At 56.0% G+C, this 17,760-nt stretch carries 18 protein-coding genes; 13 read left to right on the top strand and 5 right to left on the bottom strand.

Annotation, left to right across the window (positions count from 1 at the left end; genetic code table 11):
* Positions 1–73 precede the first annotated feature (73 nt).
* Together ACMYSP_RS17625 and ACMYSP_RS17620 are read right to left on the bottom strand one after the other, a co-directional pair.
* Positions 74–424: a nitrous oxide-stimulated promoter family protein gene (locus ACMYSP_RS17625; RefSeq protein ID WP_434583325.1), complete on the bottom strand. Its 351-nt coding sequence runs from the start codon at positions 422–424 to the stop codon at positions 74–76.
* A gap of 75 nt (positions 425–499) precedes the next feature.
* Positions 500–793, bottom strand: a complete 294-nt coding sequence (locus ACMYSP_RS17620) for a SelT/SelW/SelH family protein (protein ID WP_434583324.1) — start codon at positions 791–793, stop codon at positions 500–502.
* Between the two features lie 215 nt (positions 794–1,008).
* Between ACMYSP_RS17620 and ACMYSP_RS17615 the strand changes: the two genes are divergently transcribed.
* From ACMYSP_RS17615 to ACMYSP_RS17595, 5 genes are all read left to right on the top strand, one after another.
* Entirely contained in the window at positions 1,009–3,378 is a 2,370-nt protein-coding gene (locus ACMYSP_RS17615) for a TonB-dependent receptor domain-containing protein (protein WP_434583323.1), read from the top strand.
* A gap of 75 nt (positions 3,379–3,453) precedes the next feature.
* Positions 3,454–4,485: a hemin-degrading factor gene (locus ACMYSP_RS17610; protein WP_434583321.1), complete on the top strand. Its 1,032-nt coding sequence runs from the start codon at positions 3,454–3,456 to the stop codon at positions 4,483–4,485.
* Positions 4,482–5,300 (top strand): heme/hemin ABC transporter substrate-binding protein, encoded by an 819-nt coding sequence (locus ACMYSP_RS17605; protein ID WP_434583320.1) that lies wholly within the window; start codon positions 4,482–4,484, stop codon positions 5,298–5,300. Before ACMYSP_RS17610 ends, ACMYSP_RS17605 begins: the two co-directional genes overlap by 4 nt.
* A complete protein-coding gene (locus ACMYSP_RS17600) occupies positions 5,300–6,295 on the top strand; it encodes a FecCD family ABC transporter permease (RefSeq protein WP_434583319.1) in 996 nt (331 codons plus the stop codon). The genes ACMYSP_RS17605 and ACMYSP_RS17600 overlap by 1 nt, the downstream gene beginning before the upstream one ends.
* A 1-nt stretch (position 6,296) precedes the next feature.
* On the top strand, positions 6,297–7,076 hold the full coding sequence (locus tag ACMYSP_RS17595) for a heme ABC transporter ATP-binding protein (RefSeq protein ID WP_434587153.1): 780 nt from the start codon (positions 6,297–6,299) through the stop codon (positions 7,074–7,076).
* 90 nt (positions 7,077–7,166) lie between these two features.
* Here the strand turns inward: ACMYSP_RS17595 and ACMYSP_RS17590 are convergent, their stop codons facing one another.
* The gene (locus ACMYSP_RS17590) at positions 7,167–7,643 is read right to left on the bottom strand and encodes a GNAT family N-acetyltransferase (protein WP_123756746.1); all 477 of its coding nucleotides are present in this window, start codon (positions 7,641–7,643) and stop codon (positions 7,167–7,169) included.
* Positions 7,644–7,735: 92 nt separating this feature from the next.
* On the opposite strand from ACMYSP_RS17590, the gene ACMYSP_RS17585 reads away from it, so the two are divergent.
* The 6 genes from ACMYSP_RS17585 to mutS all read left to right on the top strand — a co-directional run bounded on the left by ACMYSP_RS17585 (position 7,736) and on the right by mutS (position 13,878).
* Entirely contained in the window at positions 7,736–8,668 is a 933-nt protein-coding gene (locus ACMYSP_RS17585; protein ID WP_434583318.1) for a LysR family transcriptional regulator, read from the top strand.
* A 560-nt stretch (positions 8,669–9,228) separates the two neighbouring features.
* A complete protein-coding gene (locus tag ACMYSP_RS17580; RefSeq protein WP_000997079.1) occupies positions 9,229–9,711 on the top strand; it encodes an Hcp family type VI secretion system effector in 483 nt (160 codons plus the stop codon).
* A gap of 9 nt (positions 9,712–9,720) precedes the next feature.
* Complete coding sequence (locus ACMYSP_RS17575; protein WP_434583317.1) at positions 9,721–10,170, top strand: STM2901 family protein; 450 nt, start codon at positions 9,721–9,723, stop codon at positions 10,168–10,170.
* Complete coding sequence (locus tag ACMYSP_RS17570) at positions 10,170–10,502, top strand: DUF1493 family protein (protein WP_434583316.1); 333 nt, start codon at positions 10,170–10,172, stop codon at positions 10,500–10,502. Before ACMYSP_RS17575 ends, ACMYSP_RS17570 begins: the two co-directional genes overlap by 1 nt.
* A 20-nt stretch (positions 10,503–10,522) precedes the next feature.
* On the top strand, positions 10,523–10,870 hold the full coding sequence (locus ACMYSP_RS17565; RefSeq protein WP_434587151.1) for a DUF1493 family protein: 348 nt from the start codon (positions 10,523–10,525) through the stop codon (positions 10,868–10,870).
* Between the two features lie 440 nt (positions 10,871–11,310).
* A complete protein-coding gene (gene mutS, locus ACMYSP_RS17560) occupies positions 11,311–13,878 on the top strand; it encodes a DNA mismatch repair protein MutS (protein WP_434583315.1) in 2,568 nt (855 codons plus the stop codon).
* Between the two features lie 88 nt (positions 13,879–13,966).
* On the opposite strand, the gene ACMYSP_RS17555 is transcribed toward mutS, so the two are convergent.
* Positions 13,967–14,854 (bottom strand): LysR family transcriptional regulator, encoded by an 888-nt coding sequence (locus ACMYSP_RS17555; RefSeq protein WP_434583314.1) that lies wholly within the window; start codon positions 14,852–14,854, stop codon positions 13,967–13,969.
* 109 nt (positions 14,855–14,963) lie between these two features.
* Here ACMYSP_RS17555 and ACMYSP_RS17550 point away from each other — a divergent pair, with 109 nt between their 5' ends.
* Together ACMYSP_RS17550 and ACMYSP_RS17545 are read left to right on the top strand one after the other, a co-directional pair.
* Positions 14,964–16,178 (top strand): MFS transporter, encoded by a 1,215-nt coding sequence (locus ACMYSP_RS17550; protein ID WP_434583312.1) that lies wholly within the window; start codon positions 14,964–14,966, stop codon positions 16,176–16,178.
* Positions 16,175–16,552: a DUF4440 domain-containing protein gene (locus ACMYSP_RS17545; protein ID WP_434583311.1), complete on the top strand. Its 378-nt coding sequence runs from the start codon at positions 16,175–16,177 to the stop codon at positions 16,550–16,552. The genes ACMYSP_RS17550 and ACMYSP_RS17545 overlap by 4 nt, the downstream gene beginning before the upstream one ends.
* A 65-nt stretch (positions 16,553–16,617) precedes the next feature.
* On the opposite strand, the gene rpoS is transcribed toward ACMYSP_RS17545, so the two are convergent.
* On the bottom strand, positions 16,618–17,610 hold the full coding sequence (rpoS, locus tag ACMYSP_RS17540) for an RNA polymerase sigma factor RpoS (protein WP_123756740.1): 993 nt from the start codon (positions 17,608–17,610) through the stop codon (positions 16,618–16,620).
* Between the last annotated feature and the right edge of the window lie 150 nt (positions 17,611–17,760).

Below are 17,760 nucleotides of genomic sequence, written 5' to 3'. Positions count from 1 at the left end.
TTGCGCCTGTCCGGGCTACCCCATCGCACCTGCCAGTAGCCCGGACAGATGCGCAGCATCGCCTCCGGGGAAATCACCGCGACTTTTTCGGGCGGTATTTCTCCGGTAGCTCCGGCACCGGGCGTTTATCATCAATCAGATGGCGAAGGGTCAGCATCGGGTGCCGCCAGAGCATGCGCGGCCCTGCCCAACGCATGATCTGCTTCATCTCTTCGCGTTTTTGCGGCTGGTAGCAGTGGACCGGGCACTGCTTACAGGCCGGTTTTTCCTCACCAAACACGCACTTATCCAGCCGCTTATCAGCATAGGCGTTCAGCACCTGATAGTGCTCCGCATCGCCCTGCGCATCCGGGCAGCGGCGCTGGTAGAGCGCAATCATGCAACGGATGGTCTGTTTCTCACGGTCGATGCGTTTTCCTGCCATGGCCTTTCCCCTCAATAAAGATGCAAAAATAATACACCTTTAACGTACCGGGCGCAGCCGTTTTTCCCCTGCCGCTTACGCCGGATCCGTCGGTTTATCCACGTGCCCCAGCGCTTTTTCCGGGAAGCAGACATCGCGAACCCGGCGCTTCAGTTCGGCGGCATCCGGGAAGCCCTGATCCTGCTTGCGCTCCCAGATTTGTACCTCGTCCACGTGGATCGTGAAGATCCCTCCGGTGCCAGGAACCAGCTTCACCGAGGCGATATCGGTGCTGAAAGTATGCAGCAGCTCCTGCGCCATCCAGCTGGCGCGCAGCATCCAGTTACATTGCGAGCAGTAGTTAATAGTGATGTTGGCTTTATGGCTCATGGTGATCTCACGGTGTCTGAAAGGGTAAATTGTAAACAGGTTGCAGAATAAATGAGGAATAATTGAAGATCTTGTTGCAAATGATAATGCCTATTATTACCATTCGTAATCAATAAGCATGGAGAATACGGTCCGCCAGGGAAACAACGGGACTAACCTGCAAATCTGGAAGTAACGCGTGAGCCGATACTAATAATTATCAAGGCGTGGCTACTATGTATAAATCCACTCAATCACCTGTCTGGTTTAAAAAAAGCCTGCTGGTGACTTCTTTGCTCGCAGCAATGTATCAGACCACCGCCGGGGCGGCTGATACTACAACTCAAACCACGATCAACGATGCTTCGTCCGATACGACGGAGCAGATGACGGTCACGGCACCTGCGCCAGTGCTCAAACCGGGCAGCGAACATTCGGTTAGCGCCCAGGAACTGCAGGACAAAGGAGCCAAAGACTTTGGCTCCATCATGCGTTACGAACCTTTGATTAGCGCAACTGGCGCCAGCGGTGGCTCGGGCAACGGCAAGAGCGGCTTCGACCGCGGCGGCTATACCGGGTATAACATTCGCGGCCTGGAAAGCAACCGCGTCGGCATTGACGTCGACGGCATTGCCCAGCCGGACGCCACCGGGCGCAGCTACGTTAGCCGCGCAGGCCTGAATACCTTCGGTATCGGCCGTGATTATATCGACCCGTACATGTACGGCAGCATCGATATTCAGTCCGGTGCGACCTCGACTGAAACCGTTAATACCTCTATCGGCGGGAATGTCTCCTTCCAGCCAAAATCGGCGGATGACTATCTGCATCCGGGAAAAACCAGCGCGTTTGGTTACCGCAGCGGCTATGACTCAGCGGACCGGAGCTGGCATAACGGCGTGACGGTGGCGGGCGGTGATGAAACCCTGCGCGGCATTTTCGTTTACAGTCGCCGCGATGGCCAGGAGACGGAAAATAACAGCGGTACGGTAGATGCGTACCCGGCAAACTGGCACTCCGACGCGTTTATGGCTTCCGGGATCTGGCAGCCGAACGACGAACACAAGCTGACCAGCACCTTCGATTACTACCACAAAACCAACCATACCCATTACGATGCGTGGGATTCCAGCGGTAACAGCGTTATCGGCACGTCTAACCAGACCAGCCAGACTCGTCGCTGGGGCATCAGCCTGAAAGACGACTGGACGCCGATGAATGACTACATCGACAGCATGTCGACCAAAGTTTATTACCAGCACACCGAAGCCCACGACTGGACCTACATGCCGGACAGCACCTCCCTGGCAATGGAAACGGTCAACTCCAACTACGATACCGACACCTGGGGCTTCCAGACCGCGCTGGCGAAGTCGATCGGCCGTCATGACCTGAGCGCCGGCCTGAACGCCAGCACCACCAAAACTCAGCGTCCGTTTAGCCAGTCGCCGGTACCAAGCGTCTATACTGCGATCATGCAGCCGGAAGCGGACAGCCGTGGCTACACGCTGGGCGGCTTCGTGCAGGATAAGATCAACTTCGATCTGGATAGCCACAATTTTGCGGTGATCCCGGGCGTACGCGTGGTGCATCAATCCACCAAGCCTGAGAACCTCAGCTCGCTGACTACTAACAGCAGCGTGCTGACCGAAGACTCGGTTGCCACCCTGTACGGCAAAAACTCCGACACCCAGGTCTTGCCGTCCTTAACCTTCCAGTACGACATTACGCCGCGCACCATGACCTATCTGCAGTATAAGCGTGGCGCTGAATTCCCGAATGCCAGCCAGCTGTACGGCTCGTGGAACCTAGGATCCAGCTACGCCGGCCGGGCGCAATACGCGTTGATTGGTAACACCGATCTGAAAACCGAAACCAGCGATAACTTCGAATGGGGCTTAAAAGGTGAAGTGGTGGAAGGGATCACCATGCGCACCGCGCTGTTCTACAACAGCTATAAAAACTTCATCGCCTATAGCCGCTATACGCGCTCTGGTAATCCGGATAAGTTCAGCAATGTTCCGTCGAATATCTACACCATTTATCAGGCGGAAAACCGTGATAAAGCCTATATCTACGGCGGTGAAATCAGCGCGAAGTTTAATTTCGGCACCTGGTTTGAAGAGGTCAACGGCCTGAGCGCGACCCTCGCCTACGGTTACAACGAAGGCAAGTCGAAATCCAGCTACAGCGGCGACAAATATGTCGACATCGATAGCGTTGCGCCAATGAAAGCGATTGTCGGCGTAGCATGGGATGACCCGGCAAAACGCTACGGTACCGCGCTGACCGCGACCTTTGTCAAAGGCAAGCAGGCCACAGCGACCAACCGCGAAAGCTACTCCAACAGCGGCACCGCAATCACCGACTCCACCAGCGAATACATGCGCGTACCGGGCTACGGCATGCTGGACTGGACCGCTTACTGGCAGGTGGCGAAGAACGTGCGCCTGAACGGCGGCGTGTACAACATTACCGATCGTAAATACTGGGATTACCTGAGCAGCCGCAATATTGAGACATCCACAAACCAGGATGCCAACGATAAAGCGCTGGCGGTCATGCCGGGCCGTACCTGGCAGTTGGGCGTCAACGTCGACTTCTGATCGCCGCAATAATAATAAACCTGCTCCCCGGCCTGACGAGGCCGGGGATATTCATCGTAGAGAAGGATGTGAATTATGCAAAACGCGCAAAACGACCTGTGGCAACGTTATCAGACCGCCAAAGCCAACTCATCCGCCAAATATGCGCGCGATATCGCCGCCGAAATGGCGATCAGTGAAGCCGAACTGACTGCCGCGCGCCTCGGGTACGACGCCACGCGCCTGCAGGACGACGTACGGGTGCTGATTGCCGGGCTGGAAAGCGTCGGCGAGACCAAATGCATCTGCCGTAACGAATATGCGGTCCATGAGCAGGTTGGCCAGTTTACCCACCAGCATCTGAGCGGCCACGCAGGGCTGGTTCTCAACCCGCGCGCGCTCGATCTGCGCCTGTTCCTCAGCCAGTGGGCCAGCGCCTTCCACCTGAATGACAACGGTCGTCAGAGCATCCAGTTCTTCGACCATCACGGCGACGCGCTGCTGAAGGTTTACACCACCGATCAGACCGATATGGAGGCGTGGGATGCCCTGGTTGCCGGGCAGACCCAGGCCGATCCGCAGGCGCTGGCGCTGCGCCCGGTCGATGCCCCCCGCTACGCGGATTCCGCCGACGCCGCCGCGCTGGAAAACGAATGGCGCGCCATGACCGACGTGCATCAGTTCTTCGGACTGCTGCGCAAATACAACCTCTCGCGCCAGCAGGCGTTCCGCCTGGTCAATGACGACCTGGCCTGCCGCGTTGACAACGATGCCCTGCCGCGTCTGCTGGAAACCATCCGCGAAGAAGGGAACGAGATCATGATCTTCGTTGGTAACCGCGGCTGCGTGCAGATCTTTACCGGCGCGCTGGAAAAACTCACGCCAATGCGCGGCTGGCTGAACATCTTCAACACCACCTTTACCTTGCACCTGCGTGAAGACAGCATCGATGAAGTGTGGGTAACCCGCAAGCCCACTTCAGATGGCCACGTCACCAGCGTGGAGCTGTTTGCCCAGGACGGAACCCAGATTGCTCAGCTGTACGGGCAACGCAGCGAAGGCCACCCGGAGCAAGCAACGTGGCGGAGCCAGGTTGACAGCCTGACGACGCAGGGACAAACCGCATGAAATACTGGCTGATGTTATGTGCCGCATTTCCGCTGTGGGCCCATGCGGCGACCGAGCGCATCGTGTCGCTCGGCGGTGACGTGACGGAAATCGTGTATGCCCTGCAGGCGCAACAGCAGCTGGTCGCCAGGGACAGCACCAGCACCTGGCCTCCCGCCGCGCATACGCTCCCGGATGTTGGCTATATCCGCCAGCTGAATGCCGAAGGGATCCTCTCTTTGCGCCCGACGTTGGTGCTGGCGAGCGCGCAGGCCCAGCCTTCGCTGGTGCTGAAAAAGGTGCAGGAGAGCCAGGTAAAAGTGGTCAATATTCCGGGTGGAAACGACCTCGCGGCAATTGATACTAAAATTGCGGCCGTGGCCGAGGCGCTGGGCAAAGAGGCGCAAGGCAATACGCTACGCCAGACGGTCGCCGCTCAAATCGCCCGGATACCGACACAGCCCATCAACAAGCAGGTGCTGTTTATTCTCAGCCATGGCGGCATGAACACCATGGTTGCCGGGAAACAGACCGCGGCGGACGGCGCTATTCGGGCAGCCGGGCTGCAAAACGCAATGCAGGGTTTTGACCATTATCGCAGTATGTCCCAGGAAGGGGTGGTCGCGAGTCTGCCGGATCTAGTGGTGATCTCCGCCGATGGTCTCAAAGGCATGGGCGGCGAAGCCGGACTGTGGAAACTGCCCGGCCTCGCGCAAACCCCGGCCGGTCGCAACAAGCAGGTACTGGTGATTGATGATATGGCCCTGCTCGGTTTTGGCCCGCGTACGCCTGAAGCCGTCAGCCAGCTGCGCCAAAAAGCGGAGCAGCTCCCCTGATGCGCCCCACCACCTCCCGCTATTTGTGGTTAATGGTACTGCTGCTGATCGGCCTGACGTTGTTCGCCACGACCCTCGGGGCGATGCATTTGCCGATTGCCAACCTGTGGCCACCCGGTGATGAGATGCTCCGCCATATCTGGCTGACCATTCGTCTGCCGCGGGTGCTGCTGGCGTTGCTGGTCGGCGCCGCGCTGGCGCTCTCTGGCTGTGTCATGCAGGGGCTGTTTCGTAACCCGCTGGCGGACCCTGGCCTGTTGGGGATCAGCAGCGGCGCGGCGCTGGCGGTCGCCTGCTGGCTGGTGCTGCCGCTGTCGGTTCCGGTCCTGGTGGCACTGTATGCTCCGATGCTGGCAGCATTTATCGGCAGCATGGCGGTGATGGTGGTGATTTTTATCCTCAGCAAAGCCGGGGATGGTTCGCTCTCGCGTCTGCTGCTGGTCGGCATCGCCATTAACGCGCTGTGCGGCGCGCTGGTTGGCGTGCTGGCGTGGATCAGCAACGATACCCAGCTGCGTCAGCTTTCGCTATGGGGTATGGGCAGCCTCGGCCAGGCCGAATGGTCGACGCTGCTGGTAGCGGCCACCTTAATGATCCCCGCCTCGGCGATCGTCTGGCTGATGGCATCGCGCCTTAATCTGCTCCAGCTTGGCGATGAAGAAGCGCATTACCTTGGCATCAACGTCCGGGCGTTGCAGCGGCTATTGCTGCTGTGCAGCGCGCTGCTGGTGGCCTCGTCGGTGGCGATCAGCGGGGTGATTGGTTTTATCGGCCTGGTGGTTCCGCACCTGATGCGCATGTGGCTGGGACCAGACCATCGCGGGCTGGTGCCGGGTTCGCTGCTGGCCGGGGCGATTTTACTGCTGCTGGCCGATACCCTTGCCCGCACCGTCGCGGCACCGGCTGAAATGCCGGTCGGCCTGCTGACCAGCATGCTCGGTGCGCCGTGGTTTTTGTGGCTTATTTTTCGCCAGCAGAGGGCAACCTATGGATAACCTGAATCACGCTTACAGCGCCACCTCGCTCTCTCTGCAACTGGGTCAACGCCGGGTGATTGATGATGTTTCGGTGCAGCTGCACACGGGAGAAGTGACGGCGCTGATTGGCCCGAACGGCGCCGGAAAATCGACGCTGCTTCGGCTGCTGACCGGTTTCCTGGTCCCGGATGACGGCGAACGTCAGGTGGAAGGCCGTCCGCTGGAAAGCTGGTCCCCCGATGCGCTTTCCCGTCGCCGGGCGGTGATGCTGCAGCGCACGCAGCTGCAGGCCGACTGGCCCGTTGAAACGGTGATCGCCATGGGCCGCTCGCCGTGGGGTAAAAAACCGGACCCGCAGATGATTGAGCAGGTGATGGTGGAAACCGGCTGCGATCATCTGGCGGGCAGACGCTACCCGTCGCTTTCCGGCGGCGAACAGCAGCGGGTGCAGCTGGCCCGCAGCCTCGCCCAGCTGTGGCATGAAAATGCCCCCCAGGGCTGGCTGTTTCTTGATGAGCCGACTTCGGCGCTGGATCTGTACTATCAGCAGCATCTGCTGCGCTTGCTTAAACGGCTGACCCGCAGCGGCCTGCTGCACGTCTGTGTGGTGCTGCACGATCTCAATCTCGCCGCACTTTGGGCAGACCGAATTCTGCTGCTCCATCAGGGCAAGCTGGTGGCTCAGGGAACGCCGCATGAGGTTATCCGCCAGTCGGTGATCGGCCGCTGGTACGGCGCCGAGGTGCGCCTGGGCGAACACCCGGATATCGCCATCCCGCAGGTCTATCTGGCGCCGTAATCGTCAAACGCCATCACCTTGCTTACAAAGGTAAAACCGGGCCATCCCCAAACTCCGCTGCGGCGGAGTTTTCTTACATTAAGCAGAGTGTCATTCAGCAAATTTCAGCAGCGCCTCACCATCAAGGCGATAGCGTACCCACTCAGACTGCGGCAACGCGCCGATGCTCAGGTAAAAATCGATGGCGGGCTGGTTCCAGTCGAGCACGCTCCATTCAAGGCGGCCGCACTGCCGTTGCACCGCGCATTGCGCGATATGTTTCAGCATCGCCCTTCCCGCCCCTTTGCCGCGATATTCAGGGGAAATATACAAATCTTCCATATAGATACCGTTACGCCCAAGCCAGGTGGAGTAGCTGGTAAAGAAGACAGCATAGCCTACCGATGTGCCATCAATTTCGCAGATGAGCGCTTCGGTCTTGCTGTCTGCGCCAAACAGCGTTTCGCGGATCTCATCTGGGGTGGTAACGACCTGCTCCGGGGCTTTTTCATACACCGCCAGTTCATAGATCATATCGTAAATAGTGGTGACATCTTCCGGGCGGGCCTGGCGAATCCTGATGCTCATAAGTTTTCCTGTTATGACGGTCTGGCGTGAACATTGATGGCGCTAAGCATAAGGGTTATTGTCAGGAGAATTAAGTGCAATGAAATCACGTAATGATGAATATTATGCATCCGGCGCTACGGCGTATTGATTTAAATCTCCTGCCTGTTTTCGATGCGATCTATCGTCATCGCTCAGTTCGCCTGGCGGCGGATGAGCTGGCGATGAGCACCTCGGCGTTGAGCCACGCGCTATCGCGGCTACGGCTCTCCCTCAACGACCCGTTGTTTTATCGTGAAGGCCACCGGATGTGCCCCAGCGTGTATGCCATTCAGCTCGCGCCGACCCTGGCAGCGGCGCTGAAACTACTAAACCAGGAGCTGACGCCGCAGCCGAAATTTGAAGCCGCCAGCAGTACCGAGTGTTTACACATTGCTATTACTGACTTTACCGCGTTCTGCATTTTCCCGGCCCTGATGCACAAGCTGCAGCATGCCGCGCCGGGCCTGCGCTTTGAGCTACGCTATCTGCCACACAGCCCGGCGTTAACCGAATTGCTGGCTGGCGAAGTGGATTTGGCGCTTGGGTTCAGCACGGCGGAAGATATCCGGCATCCGGAACTGGATGAGCTCAGCTGGTTCGAAGATGAGTATGTTGTCATCAGCAATACCCGCCGGACAGCGCTGACGCTGGAGGATTATCTCGCTGCCCGGCATCTGGTGGTAACGCCCTGGAATGAGAAACTGGGGGTGCTGGATTTACAGCTGGAACAGATGGGATATACCCGCCAGACCACCATTAAAACACCGTCGATGCTCAGTGCACCGTTTATTGTGGCGGAAAGCGACCTGCTGATGGCTATTCCCCGTTTTGCCGCTAAGAAACTGCTGCCGGCAGCGGATATCAAGATGTTCGCGCTCCCCTTCAAAATCCCGCCGTTTGAAGTGAAAATTTACTCTCATAAGCGCAGCGGTAAGCGGGATGTAACCCACTGGCTTAAGGAAGTCCTGCAGGCGCTGGCACACGAGGTCAGGTCGCAAACATAAAGGCGGGCCGGCCCCATTCGCTGATAACCATAGCCAGCTGTTATACATGACCATTACCCTCTGACGAGAATACTCTTCGCTGGATTCGATTCGCGTTTTTCGTCAAACTGACAGCATGCCAGTACCGCCTGGCGCATCGCAGCGAACGTCAGATATGACAGCAAGAATATCGTTGCGGGCCAGGCGAGAAAATTTGCGGGTTTATGTGGATTTACAGGGATTGAGCATGGGCCACATAAGCACTAGAAAGACTAAAAAAAGAGTAATACCACTATGACTGAAGCCACAGACAAGGACTTCTCCAACCACACCCCCATGATGCAGTAAGACTCTTTTTCAATGGTTAATTTGTCAAATTGAAGAACAAGAGGAATAAAGTGATTCCGATATAGGTTCAAGTTTACCGATGAGATACATTTGGGGGAATTATGGATGTATTTGATAGAAGCAGATAACTCACTCTCTAAGGAACAAAAAAGCCACACATTGGTTATTTACTCACCTGCGTTCAATAGATACACTATTTACAGGGATTTACAACGACATAAGGAAAAAAGAACATGGCTATTCCGGGTAATATGTGGCTCTATGACGATGGTGGAGCACTAATTAAAGGCGGTTGTGATGTTGCAGACAGAGAATTCAGTATAGAGTTTAAAGGGTTTCACCATAATCTCTCCATTCCTACTGATAATGCCACTGGCAAGCCTACCGGCACTCGGCAGCACTCACCAATGATCATCGTTAAAGAATTCGACTATTCCAGCCCATACCTCTACAAAGCAGTTGCTACTGGTCAGAACCTGAAATCTGCTGAAATCAAATGGTATAAAATCAGCGATGCTGGTCAGGAAGTGGAATACTTCAATATGCTACTCGAAGGCGTTCGAATCGTATCAATATCTCCTACAATGGCTTCCCCAGAAGACAAGAACAACAATCACCTTGAATCTGTTGAGCTAAGGTATGAGAAGATCACCTGGAAACATTGTGACGGAAATATAATTTTCACTGATGCCTGGAATGAACGACAAACAGCATAAGGCGATCGAATGGATACGACAGAAGAACTAAACGGAACCTACTTCTATCACGGCCACAGTAATCTTAGTGCTGGTGAATTGTTCGATCTTATTTTTTTAGAACAATTCTGCGACGAATTAGGGATAGGTGTTGAGTCTGGTGCTGCGGTTCTTGCTGGTCAACCCTGGTTGAAAACTCGCCAAAAACCAAGAGATGCCCAAGTCGGAACAAGCATTGCCTCAAAATATGCAAGAATAATTCTACGAGATGCCCGTTTGCCCTTTGGTCTCCGGGTTAAAACACCTGTTGGTTTTACAATGAAAAAAACTAACAAACTTGCAGCAGTCATTGGACGATATATCCCGTGGTTAGGTTGGGTTGGTCTCGTAAACTCTATCTATCAGGTATCGAGGAAAACTCAAAATAAATATAATCTTATAGCTCGTCCGAAAGATCGTATACAGTGGACTTCCTTCTAATGAATACTATTCAAGATAATGTATTGGCATTATTTCGGAAAGAGATCCCTGGTTATGAAGACAAAAATCAGAATGAAATTCCTTTAGAATTTCATTCTGATTTGTTCAATGAGCCACGAGATGATCTTTCTGATGCTATTGAGGAATATCAAAAAGAGTTTGGTATTGATTTGTCAAATGTCGATTGGTCTTGTTACTTTCCGTGGGAAAATACTCCATTACTAACAAGATGGTTCAAAGTAAAGCGAGAAGATGTAGAAAAAAACCGAAAAATTTTAACCGTAAAAATGTTTGCAGAATCAGCGGAAGCTGGGAAATGGCTTTACGATTGAGATCGAAAAGACCGTATACAATGGACATCCTTCTAATGAATAATATTCAAGATCAAGTTTTAGATTTGTTTAAGGAGGAGATTTCAACCTGCTTAGATAAAAATTGGAAAGAAATCCCATTGGAGCTTGATTATGACTTATTTGATGCTCCTGGTGACGATCTACATGAAGCCTTGGATAAATTTGAAAAAAAATTTAATGTTGATCTTTCCAATGTTAAATGGTCATGTTATTTCCCTTGGGAGAATACTCCGTTGCTAACACGATGGTTTAAAGTAAAACGGGAGGATGTAGAACGAACCCGTAAACCTTTAACCGTTAAAATGTTTGCAGAATCAGCGGAAGCCGGAAAATGGCTTTATGATTGAATCTAAATCATAGTGAGCTAATAAATCGTAGCGACTTGACGCAGCAGATTGCGTAGCCCAGGCATCAATGTCAAACACGTTCCAGAAGGCAACATTCAGTCAACTGAATGTTTGTTTCCCGGCAGGTCTTTCTCTTCTCGCAATCTGATCAAACTGATGAAGGTTGCTCTTCTCCGTAAGAGCTGAAGCTGGAGGCTTTCCCTGTCCTTTAAGCGATTTTCCACTTTGTGCAAATCATGATCTTCACTGGATTCGATTCGTGTTTTTCGTCAAACTGACGGCATGCCAGTACTGCCTGACGCATCGCAGCGAACGTCAGAAATGACAGCAAGAATATCGTTGCAGGCCAGGCGAGAAAATTAGCGGGTTTATGTGGATTTACAGGGATTGAGCATGGGCCACATAAGCACTAGAAAGACTAAAAAAAGAGTAATACCACTATGACTGAAGCCACAGACAAGGACTTCTCCAACCACACCCCCATGATGCAGCAGTATCTGAAGCTGAAAGCTCAGCACCCGGAGATCCTGCTATTCTACCGGATGGGTGATTTCTACGAACTGTTTTATGACGACGCTAAACGCGCTTCACAGCTGCTTGATATCTCGCTGACCAAACGCGGCGCCTCGGCGGGCGAACCGATCCCCATGGCCGGGATCCCCCACCATGCCGTGGAAAACTATCTCGCAAAGCTGGTGAATCAGGGCGAGTCGGTGGCGATTTGCGAACAGATTGGCGATCCGGCCACCACCAAGGGGCCGGTCGAGCGCAAAGTGGTACGCATCGTCACCCCCGGCACCATCAGCGATGAAGCGCTGCTGCAGGAGCGCCAGGATAACCTGCTGGCCGCCATCTGGCAGGACAGCAAAGGCTTTGGCTATGCCACCCTGGATATCAGCTCCGGTCGTTTTCGCCTCAGCGAACCGGCGGACCGTGAAACCATGGCTGCTGAACTGCAGCGTACCAACCCGGCTGAGCTGCTGTACGCTGAAGATTTCGCCGAGTCCGCGCTGATCGAAGGCCGTCGCGGCCTGCGCCGCCGTCCGCTGTGGGAATTTGAAATCGATACCGCCCGTCAGCAGCTGAATTTACAGTTTGGTACCCGCGATCTGGTCGGTTTCGGTGTCGAAAACGCGCCTCGCGGCCTGTGTGCTGCCGGCTGTCTGCTGCAGTACGTCAAAGATACGCAGCGCACTTCCCTGCCGCATATACGTTCCATCACCATGGAGCGCCAGCAGGACAGCATTATCATGGATGCGGCGACCCGCCGTAACCTCGAGATAACCCAGAACCTGGCCGGCGGTTTCGACAATACCCTGGCATCGGTGCTCGACTGCACCGTGACGCCAATGGGCAGCCGCATGCTGAAACGCTGGCTACATATGCCGGTACGCGACACCACCGTGCTCGTTGAGCGTCAACAGACCATCGGCGCATTGCAGGAGTACTACAGCGACCTGCAGCCGGTTCTGCGCCAGGTCGGCGATCTGGAACGTATCCTGGCACGACTGGCGCTGCGTACCGCACGCCCTCGCGATCTTGCCCGCATGCGTTACGCATTCCAGCAGCTGCCGGCCCTACGTGAAATGCTGGCTGACGTCAGCTGCGCGCCGGTTCAGCAACTGCGCGATAAAATGGGCGAGTTCAGCGAACTGCGCGAGCTGCTGGAGCAGGCGATTATCGAGTCGCCGCCGGTGCTGGTGCGTGACGGCGGGGTCATCGCCCCGGGCTACAATGAGGAGCTAGACGAATGGCGCGCCCTGGCAGATGGTGCCACCGACTATCTCGATAAGCTGGAAATTCGCGAACGTGAACGTCTGGGTCTGGACACCCTGAAGGTCGGCTACAATGCCGTTCATGGTTACTACATCCAGATCAGCCGCGGCCAGAGCCAGCATGCGCCAATCCACTACGTCCGCCGCCAGACGCTGAAAAATGCCGAGCGCTACATTATTCCGGAACTGAAGGAGTATGAAGACAAGGTTCTGACCTCGAAAGGCAAAGCCCTGGCGCTGGAAAAACAGCTCTACGAGCAGCTGTTCGACATGCTGCTGCCGCACCTGGCCGACCTCCAGCAGAGCGCCAGCGCGCTGGCTGAGCTCGATGTGCTGATCAATCTCGCCGAGCGCGCTGAAACGCTGAACTACTGCTGCCCGACCTTTAGCGACAAGCCGGGCATTCGCATCACTGAAGGCCGTCACCCGGTCGTCGAGCAGGTGCTGAAAGAGCCGTTCATCGCCAACCCGCTGAACCTGGCGCCGCAGCGGCGGATGTTGATTATTACCGGGCCGAATATGGGCGGTAAAAGTACCTATATGCGTCAGACTGCGCTTATCGCGCTGCTGGCCTATATCGGCAGCTACGTACCGGCAGAGAAAGTCGAGATCGGTCCCATCGATCGTATCTTTACCCGCGTCGGGGCAGCAGATGACCTGGCAAGCGGTCGCTCAACCTTCATGGTCGAAATGACCGAAACCGCTAATATTCTGCATAATGCCACCGAACACAGCCTGGTGCTGATGGACGAAATCGGCCGCGGTACCTCCACCTACGACGGCCTGTCGCTGGCGTGGGCCTGTGCAGAAAGCCTCGCCAATAAGATTAAGGCGCTGACGCTGTTTGCCACCCACTATTTCGAGCTGACACAGCTGCCGGAGAAAATGGAAGGGGTCGCCAACGTCCATCTGGACGCGCTGGAGCACGGCGACACCATCGCCTTCATGCACAGCGTACAGGATGGCGCGGCCAGTAAGAGCTACGGTCTGGCAGTTGCCGCGCTGGCCGGCGTGCCGAAAGAGGTGATCAAGCGTGCGCGCCAGAAGCTGCGCGAGCTGGAGAGCATTGCCCCCAACGCGGCTGCCACTCAGGTGGACGGAACCCAGATGTCGCTGCTGTCGGCTCCGGAAGAGACCTCCCCGGCTCTCGACGCGCTGGAACATCTTGACCCGGATTCACTCACCCCGCGTCAGGCGCTGGAGTGGATTTATCGGCTGAAAAGTCTGGCGTAATTGCCTCCTGCTCTGAACGTCACTCCCGGGCAAGCGGCAACCCTTTGCCCGGGTCTGAACCGCAGGAGTAACCGAAAACCCCGGCAGCTTACCCCACCCGCTGGCGTAAAAAATCGATAAACGCCCGGACCTTAGTCGGCACGTGCCGCGCGTCCGGGTAAACCGCATAGACCCCCTGCGGCGGAAAGCTCAGCTCCGGTAGCAAATGGATCAAACGCTCCTGCGCCAGCGATGAGGCCACCAGCCACTCCGGTAGCAGCGCCACGCCGCTGCCGGCCAGGGCGAAGGCCATTAGCGCATTGGCGCTGTCCGCCGACAGACGCGGGGTCTTTTTAATCTCAAAGCCAATAGCCTTCTCCCCTAATCCGCTCAGCTGCCAGCGCAGCGGGGTTTGCAGGCGCTCGTGAATAATCCACTCGGCCTGGGCCAGGTCTTCGAGGGTTGCCAGCGGATGCTGCGCCAGCCACGCGGGAGCGGCAACGGGCAGGATCGCAAAGCGCGAGATCAGCGCCGCGCGGTAGCGCGAGTCCGCCAGCGTCCCGAGGCGAATAGCGACATCAAACCGTTCAGAGATTAAATCGGCATGATGCGAGGAGGAAACGTGGCGCACGCGCAGCGCCGGGTGCAGCTGGCTAAACTCGGCCAGCGCGGGAACAACCACCTGTGCCCCATACTCCGGGGTGGTAGTAATACGCAGCTCGCCGCTCAAGCCAGCGTGGCTGGCCCGCACCTCATCCTGAAGATTTTCCGCCGCCTTCAGCAACCCGACGCCGCGCTGATAGAATACCGTTCCCGCGTCCGTCAGGGTCAGACGCCGCGTAGAACGTAAAAGCAGCGTGACGCCAAGCTCGCTCTCCAGTTGCCGCACGTTAAAGCTCACCACCGCCTTGGTCTGGGCCAGAGCGACCGCCGCTGCGGTAAAACTTCCACAGTCCACTACCGCCACAAACATGGCCATACGTTGCAGATTCAGCATGCTAATTCGGCTTATTGTCAAAAATTTTAAGACAGTATATCCCGCTTCGCCGCGTTTATCCGCCCGACGCCGGCGGGTAGAGTAGCGACCTTCTTTACCGGAGATCGCCATGACCCATCGCAACAAGGTTGCCACCGTTTTTCTGCTCGGTTTTTTTCTCGACTTAATCAATATGTTTATCGCCAGCATTGCCTTTCCCGACATGAGCCGGGCGCTTAACGCCTCCGTGGGGGAACTCACCTGGGTCAGCAACGGCTATATTGTCGGGCTCACGCTGGTGATCCCCTTTAGCGCCTGGCTTGCGCAGAGATTTGGCGCCCGCCACGTTTTTCTGCTGTCACTGCTGCTGTTCAGCGCGGCAGCGCTGGGAGCCGGAATGGCAGATTCGCTGAGCGTGCTGGTTTTCTGGCGCACGCTGCAGGGGATCGGCGGCGGGCTATTAATTCCCGTTGGCCAGGCAATGACCTGGCAGTACTTTCAGAGCCACGAGCGGGCAAAGCTCTCTGCCGCAGTGATGCTGGTCGGGCTGCTGGCTCCCGCCTGCTCTCCGGCGCTTGGCGGGCTACTGGTGCAGACGTTCAGCTGGCGCTGGGTCTTCTTTGCCAGCCTGCCCGTCGCTGCTCTGACGCTTATCCTGGCTACCTGCTGGCTTGAAAAAGAGGCGAAAACGACGCGTCCGAGCCGCTTTTTACACCTGCCGCTGCTGGCCGACCCGCTGCTGCGCTTCGCGATGCTGGTTTACCTCTGCGTCCCCGGCACGTTTATTGGCATCAACGTGGTCGGCCTGTTTTATCTGCAAACCCTCACCGGCATGTCACCTTCCGCCGTCGGTTCACTCATGTTGCCGTGGTCGCTGGCATCGTTTGTGGCGATTACGCTGACCGGCAGATACTACAATCGATTCGGCCCCCGACCGTTTATTATCAGCGGATGCCTGCTCCAGGCGGCGGGGATCTCACTGCTGATCGGCGTCGGCCCGCAGACTTCCGCGAGCACGCTGATAAGCGCCTTCACGTTGATGGGAGCGGGCGGCAGCCTGTGCAGCAGCACGGCGCAAAGCAGCGCCTTTTTGAATATCGCCAACCACCACCTGCCGGACGCCAGCGCACTGTGGAATATCAACCGTCAGCTCAGTTTTTTAGCCGGCGCGGCGCTGCTGGCGTCGCTGCTCAGCGTCCTGCTCCACCATTATTCCACCCCGCTGGCGTGGCGCGGGGTGTTTATGGCCGCAGCCGGGATCACCCTCATCCCCTTGCTGAGCTGCCTGCGATTCGACAATCGGGCGCTGATCCGGCGCCTGCATAGCAAAATGGAGAAGAAATGAACGCATATTTTGAGGAAGTTGTTGATGCCCACGTCGTTATTGAAAACTGGTTAGGCCGCAAGGAAGGAAGCGCTACGGCGTTAATGGCGCGCTTTACCCACGATTTTACCCTGCTCACCACCGGCGGCGCTCGTTTGGACCATCTAAAGGTCAGCGACTTTTTCCAACAGGCCGGTGGCAGCCGCGCGGGCCTGAAGATCGCCATTGATAGCCTTACGGAGCTTGCCCGCTGGCACGATGGCGCGGCGGTTCTCTATCGGGAAACGCAGACCCTACCCGGACAGGCACCGACGGTACGCTGGTCAACGGTAGTGTTCAGGCAGGAGGATGAGCAGATTTTGTGGCGCCATCTGCAGGAGACCTGGCAGGGGTAAAATCAGGCTGACTACAAAAGGAAAAGGCCCAATCTTTCGATCGGGCCTTTTTGAGAGAAAATGTCTTATTCGCGGAATAGCGCTTCGATGTTCAGCCCCTGGCCTTGCAGGATCTCCCGCAGGCGGCGCAGGCCTTCAACCTGAATCTGACGAACGCGTTCGCGGGTCAGACCGATTTCACGGCCAACATCTTCAAGCGTAGCGGCTTCATAACCCAGCAAACCGAAACGACGGGCCAGCACTTCACGCTGCTTGGCGTTCAGTTCGAACAGCCATTTAACGATGCTTTGTTTCATATCATCGTCTTGCGTGGTGTCTTCCGGACCGTTGTCTTTCTCATCGGCCAGAATATCCAGCAGCGCTTTTTCCGAGTCACCACCCAGCGGTGTATCCACCGAGGTAATGCGCTCGTTCAGACGCAGCATACGGCTCACGTCATCAACCGGCTTATCCAGCTGTTCGGCAATCTCTTCCGCACTCGGCTCGTGGTCCAGTTTATGGGACAACTCACGGGCGGTACGCAGATAGACGTTCAGCTCTTTAACGATATGGATAGGCAAACGGATGGTACGGGTTTGGTTCATGATCGCCCGTTCAATCGTTTGACGGATCCACCAGGTTGCGTAAGTTGAGAAACGGAACCCACGTTCCGGGTCAAACTTCTCAACCGCACGGATCAGCCCCAGATTGCCCTCTTCAATCAGATCCAGCAGCGCCAGACCACGATTGCTGTACCGACGAGCAATCTTCACCACCAACCGCAGGTTACTTTCGATCATCCTGCGGCGTGATGCGACATCACCACGCAACGCGCGACGAGCGAAATAAACTTCTTCTTCCGCTGTCAGCAGTGGGGAATAACCAATCTCACCAAGATAGAGCTGTGTCGCATCAAGCACGCGTTGTGTTGCGCCTTGCGACAGGAGATCTTCCTCAGCCAGATCGCTATCACTGGGTTCCTCTTCTACTAAGGCTTTCTCATCGAAGGCCTCGACTCCGTTCTCATCAAATTCCGCGTCTTCATTTAAATCATGAACTTTCAGCGTATTCTGACTCATAAAGATGGCTCCTACCCGTGATCCCTGAGCAAAGCACCTTCGCGATGACCCGTCATAGTTCAAGTTGCATGAGCGTTGGCTTTCCTGCAACTCGAATTATTTAGGGTGTATATCAATCAAATAACGCCAGGACGGAAACTTTTGCCCCAC

Source organism: Klebsiella sp. R390 (assembly GCF_051131745.1).
In the GTDB taxonomy this organism is placed as follows: domain Bacteria; phylum Pseudomonadota; class Gammaproteobacteria; order Enterobacterales; family Enterobacteriaceae; genus Klebsiella.
This window is presented reverse-complemented; position numbering and strand designations above follow the sequence as displayed.

What these genes read in the sequence shown, in the direction of transcription:
- ACMYSP_RS17590 (WP_123756746.1), bottom strand. Translation starts at nt 7,643, where the DNA reads ATGAGCATCAGGATTCGCCAGGCCCGCCCGGAAGATGTCACCACTATT.
- ACMYSP_RS17585 (WP_434583318.1), top strand. Translation starts at nt 7,736, where the DNA reads ATGATGAATATTATGCATCCGGCGCTACGGCGTATTGATTTAAATCTC.
- ACMYSP_RS17605 (WP_434583320.1), top strand. Translation starts at nt 4,482, where the DNA reads ATGAAATACTGGCTGATGTTATGTGCCGCATTTCCGCTGTGGGCCCAT.
- ACMYSP_RS17545 (WP_434583311.1), top strand. Translation starts at nt 16,175, where the DNA reads ATGAACGCATATTTTGAGGAAGTTGTTGATGCCCACGTCGTTATTGAA.
- ACMYSP_RS17600 (WP_434583319.1), top strand. Translation starts at nt 5,300, where the DNA reads ATGCGCCCCACCACCTCCCGCTATTTGTGGTTAATGGTACTGCTGCTG.
- ACMYSP_RS17555 (WP_434583314.1), bottom strand. Translation starts at nt 14,854, where the DNA reads ATGCTGAATCTGCAACGTATGGCCATGTTTGTGGCGGTAGTGGACTGT.
- ACMYSP_RS17625 (WP_434583325.1), bottom strand. Translation starts at nt 424, where the DNA reads ATGGCAGGAAAACGCATCGACCGTGAGAAACAGACCATCCGTTGCATG.
- ACMYSP_RS17615 (WP_434583323.1), top strand. Translation starts at nt 1,009, where the DNA reads ATGTATAAATCCACTCAATCACCTGTCTGGTTTAAAAAAAGCCTGCTG.
- ACMYSP_RS17580 (WP_000997079.1), top strand. Translation starts at nt 9,229, where the DNA reads ATGGCTATTCCGGGTAATATGTGGCTCTATGACGATGGTGGAGCACTA.
- ACMYSP_RS17610 (WP_434583321.1), top strand. Translation starts at nt 3,454, where the DNA reads ATGCAAAACGCGCAAAACGACCTGTGGCAACGTTATCAGACCGCCAAA.
- ACMYSP_RS17575 (WP_434583317.1), top strand. Translation starts at nt 9,721, where the DNA reads ATGGATACGACAGAAGAACTAAACGGAACCTACTTCTATCACGGCCAC.
- rpoS (WP_123756740.1), bottom strand. Translation starts at nt 17,610, where the DNA reads ATGAGTCAGAATACGCTGAAAGTTCATGATTTAAATGAAGACGCGGAA.
- ACMYSP_RS17620 (WP_434583324.1), bottom strand. Translation starts at nt 793, where the DNA reads ATGAGCCATAAAGCCAACATCACTATTAACTACTGCTCGCAATGTAAC.
- ACMYSP_RS17570 (WP_434583316.1), top strand. Translation starts at nt 10,170, where the DNA reads ATGAATACTATTCAAGATAATGTATTGGCATTATTTCGGAAAGAGATC.
- ACMYSP_RS17550 (WP_434583312.1), top strand. Translation starts at nt 14,964, where the DNA reads ATGACCCATCGCAACAAGGTTGCCACCGTTTTTCTGCTCGGTTTTTTT.
- ACMYSP_RS17565 (WP_434587151.1), top strand. Translation starts at nt 10,523, where the DNA reads ATGGACATCCTTCTAATGAATAATATTCAAGATCAAGTTTTAGATTTG.
- mutS (WP_434583315.1), top strand. Translation starts at nt 11,311, where the DNA reads ATGACTGAAGCCACAGACAAGGACTTCTCCAACCACACCCCCATGATG.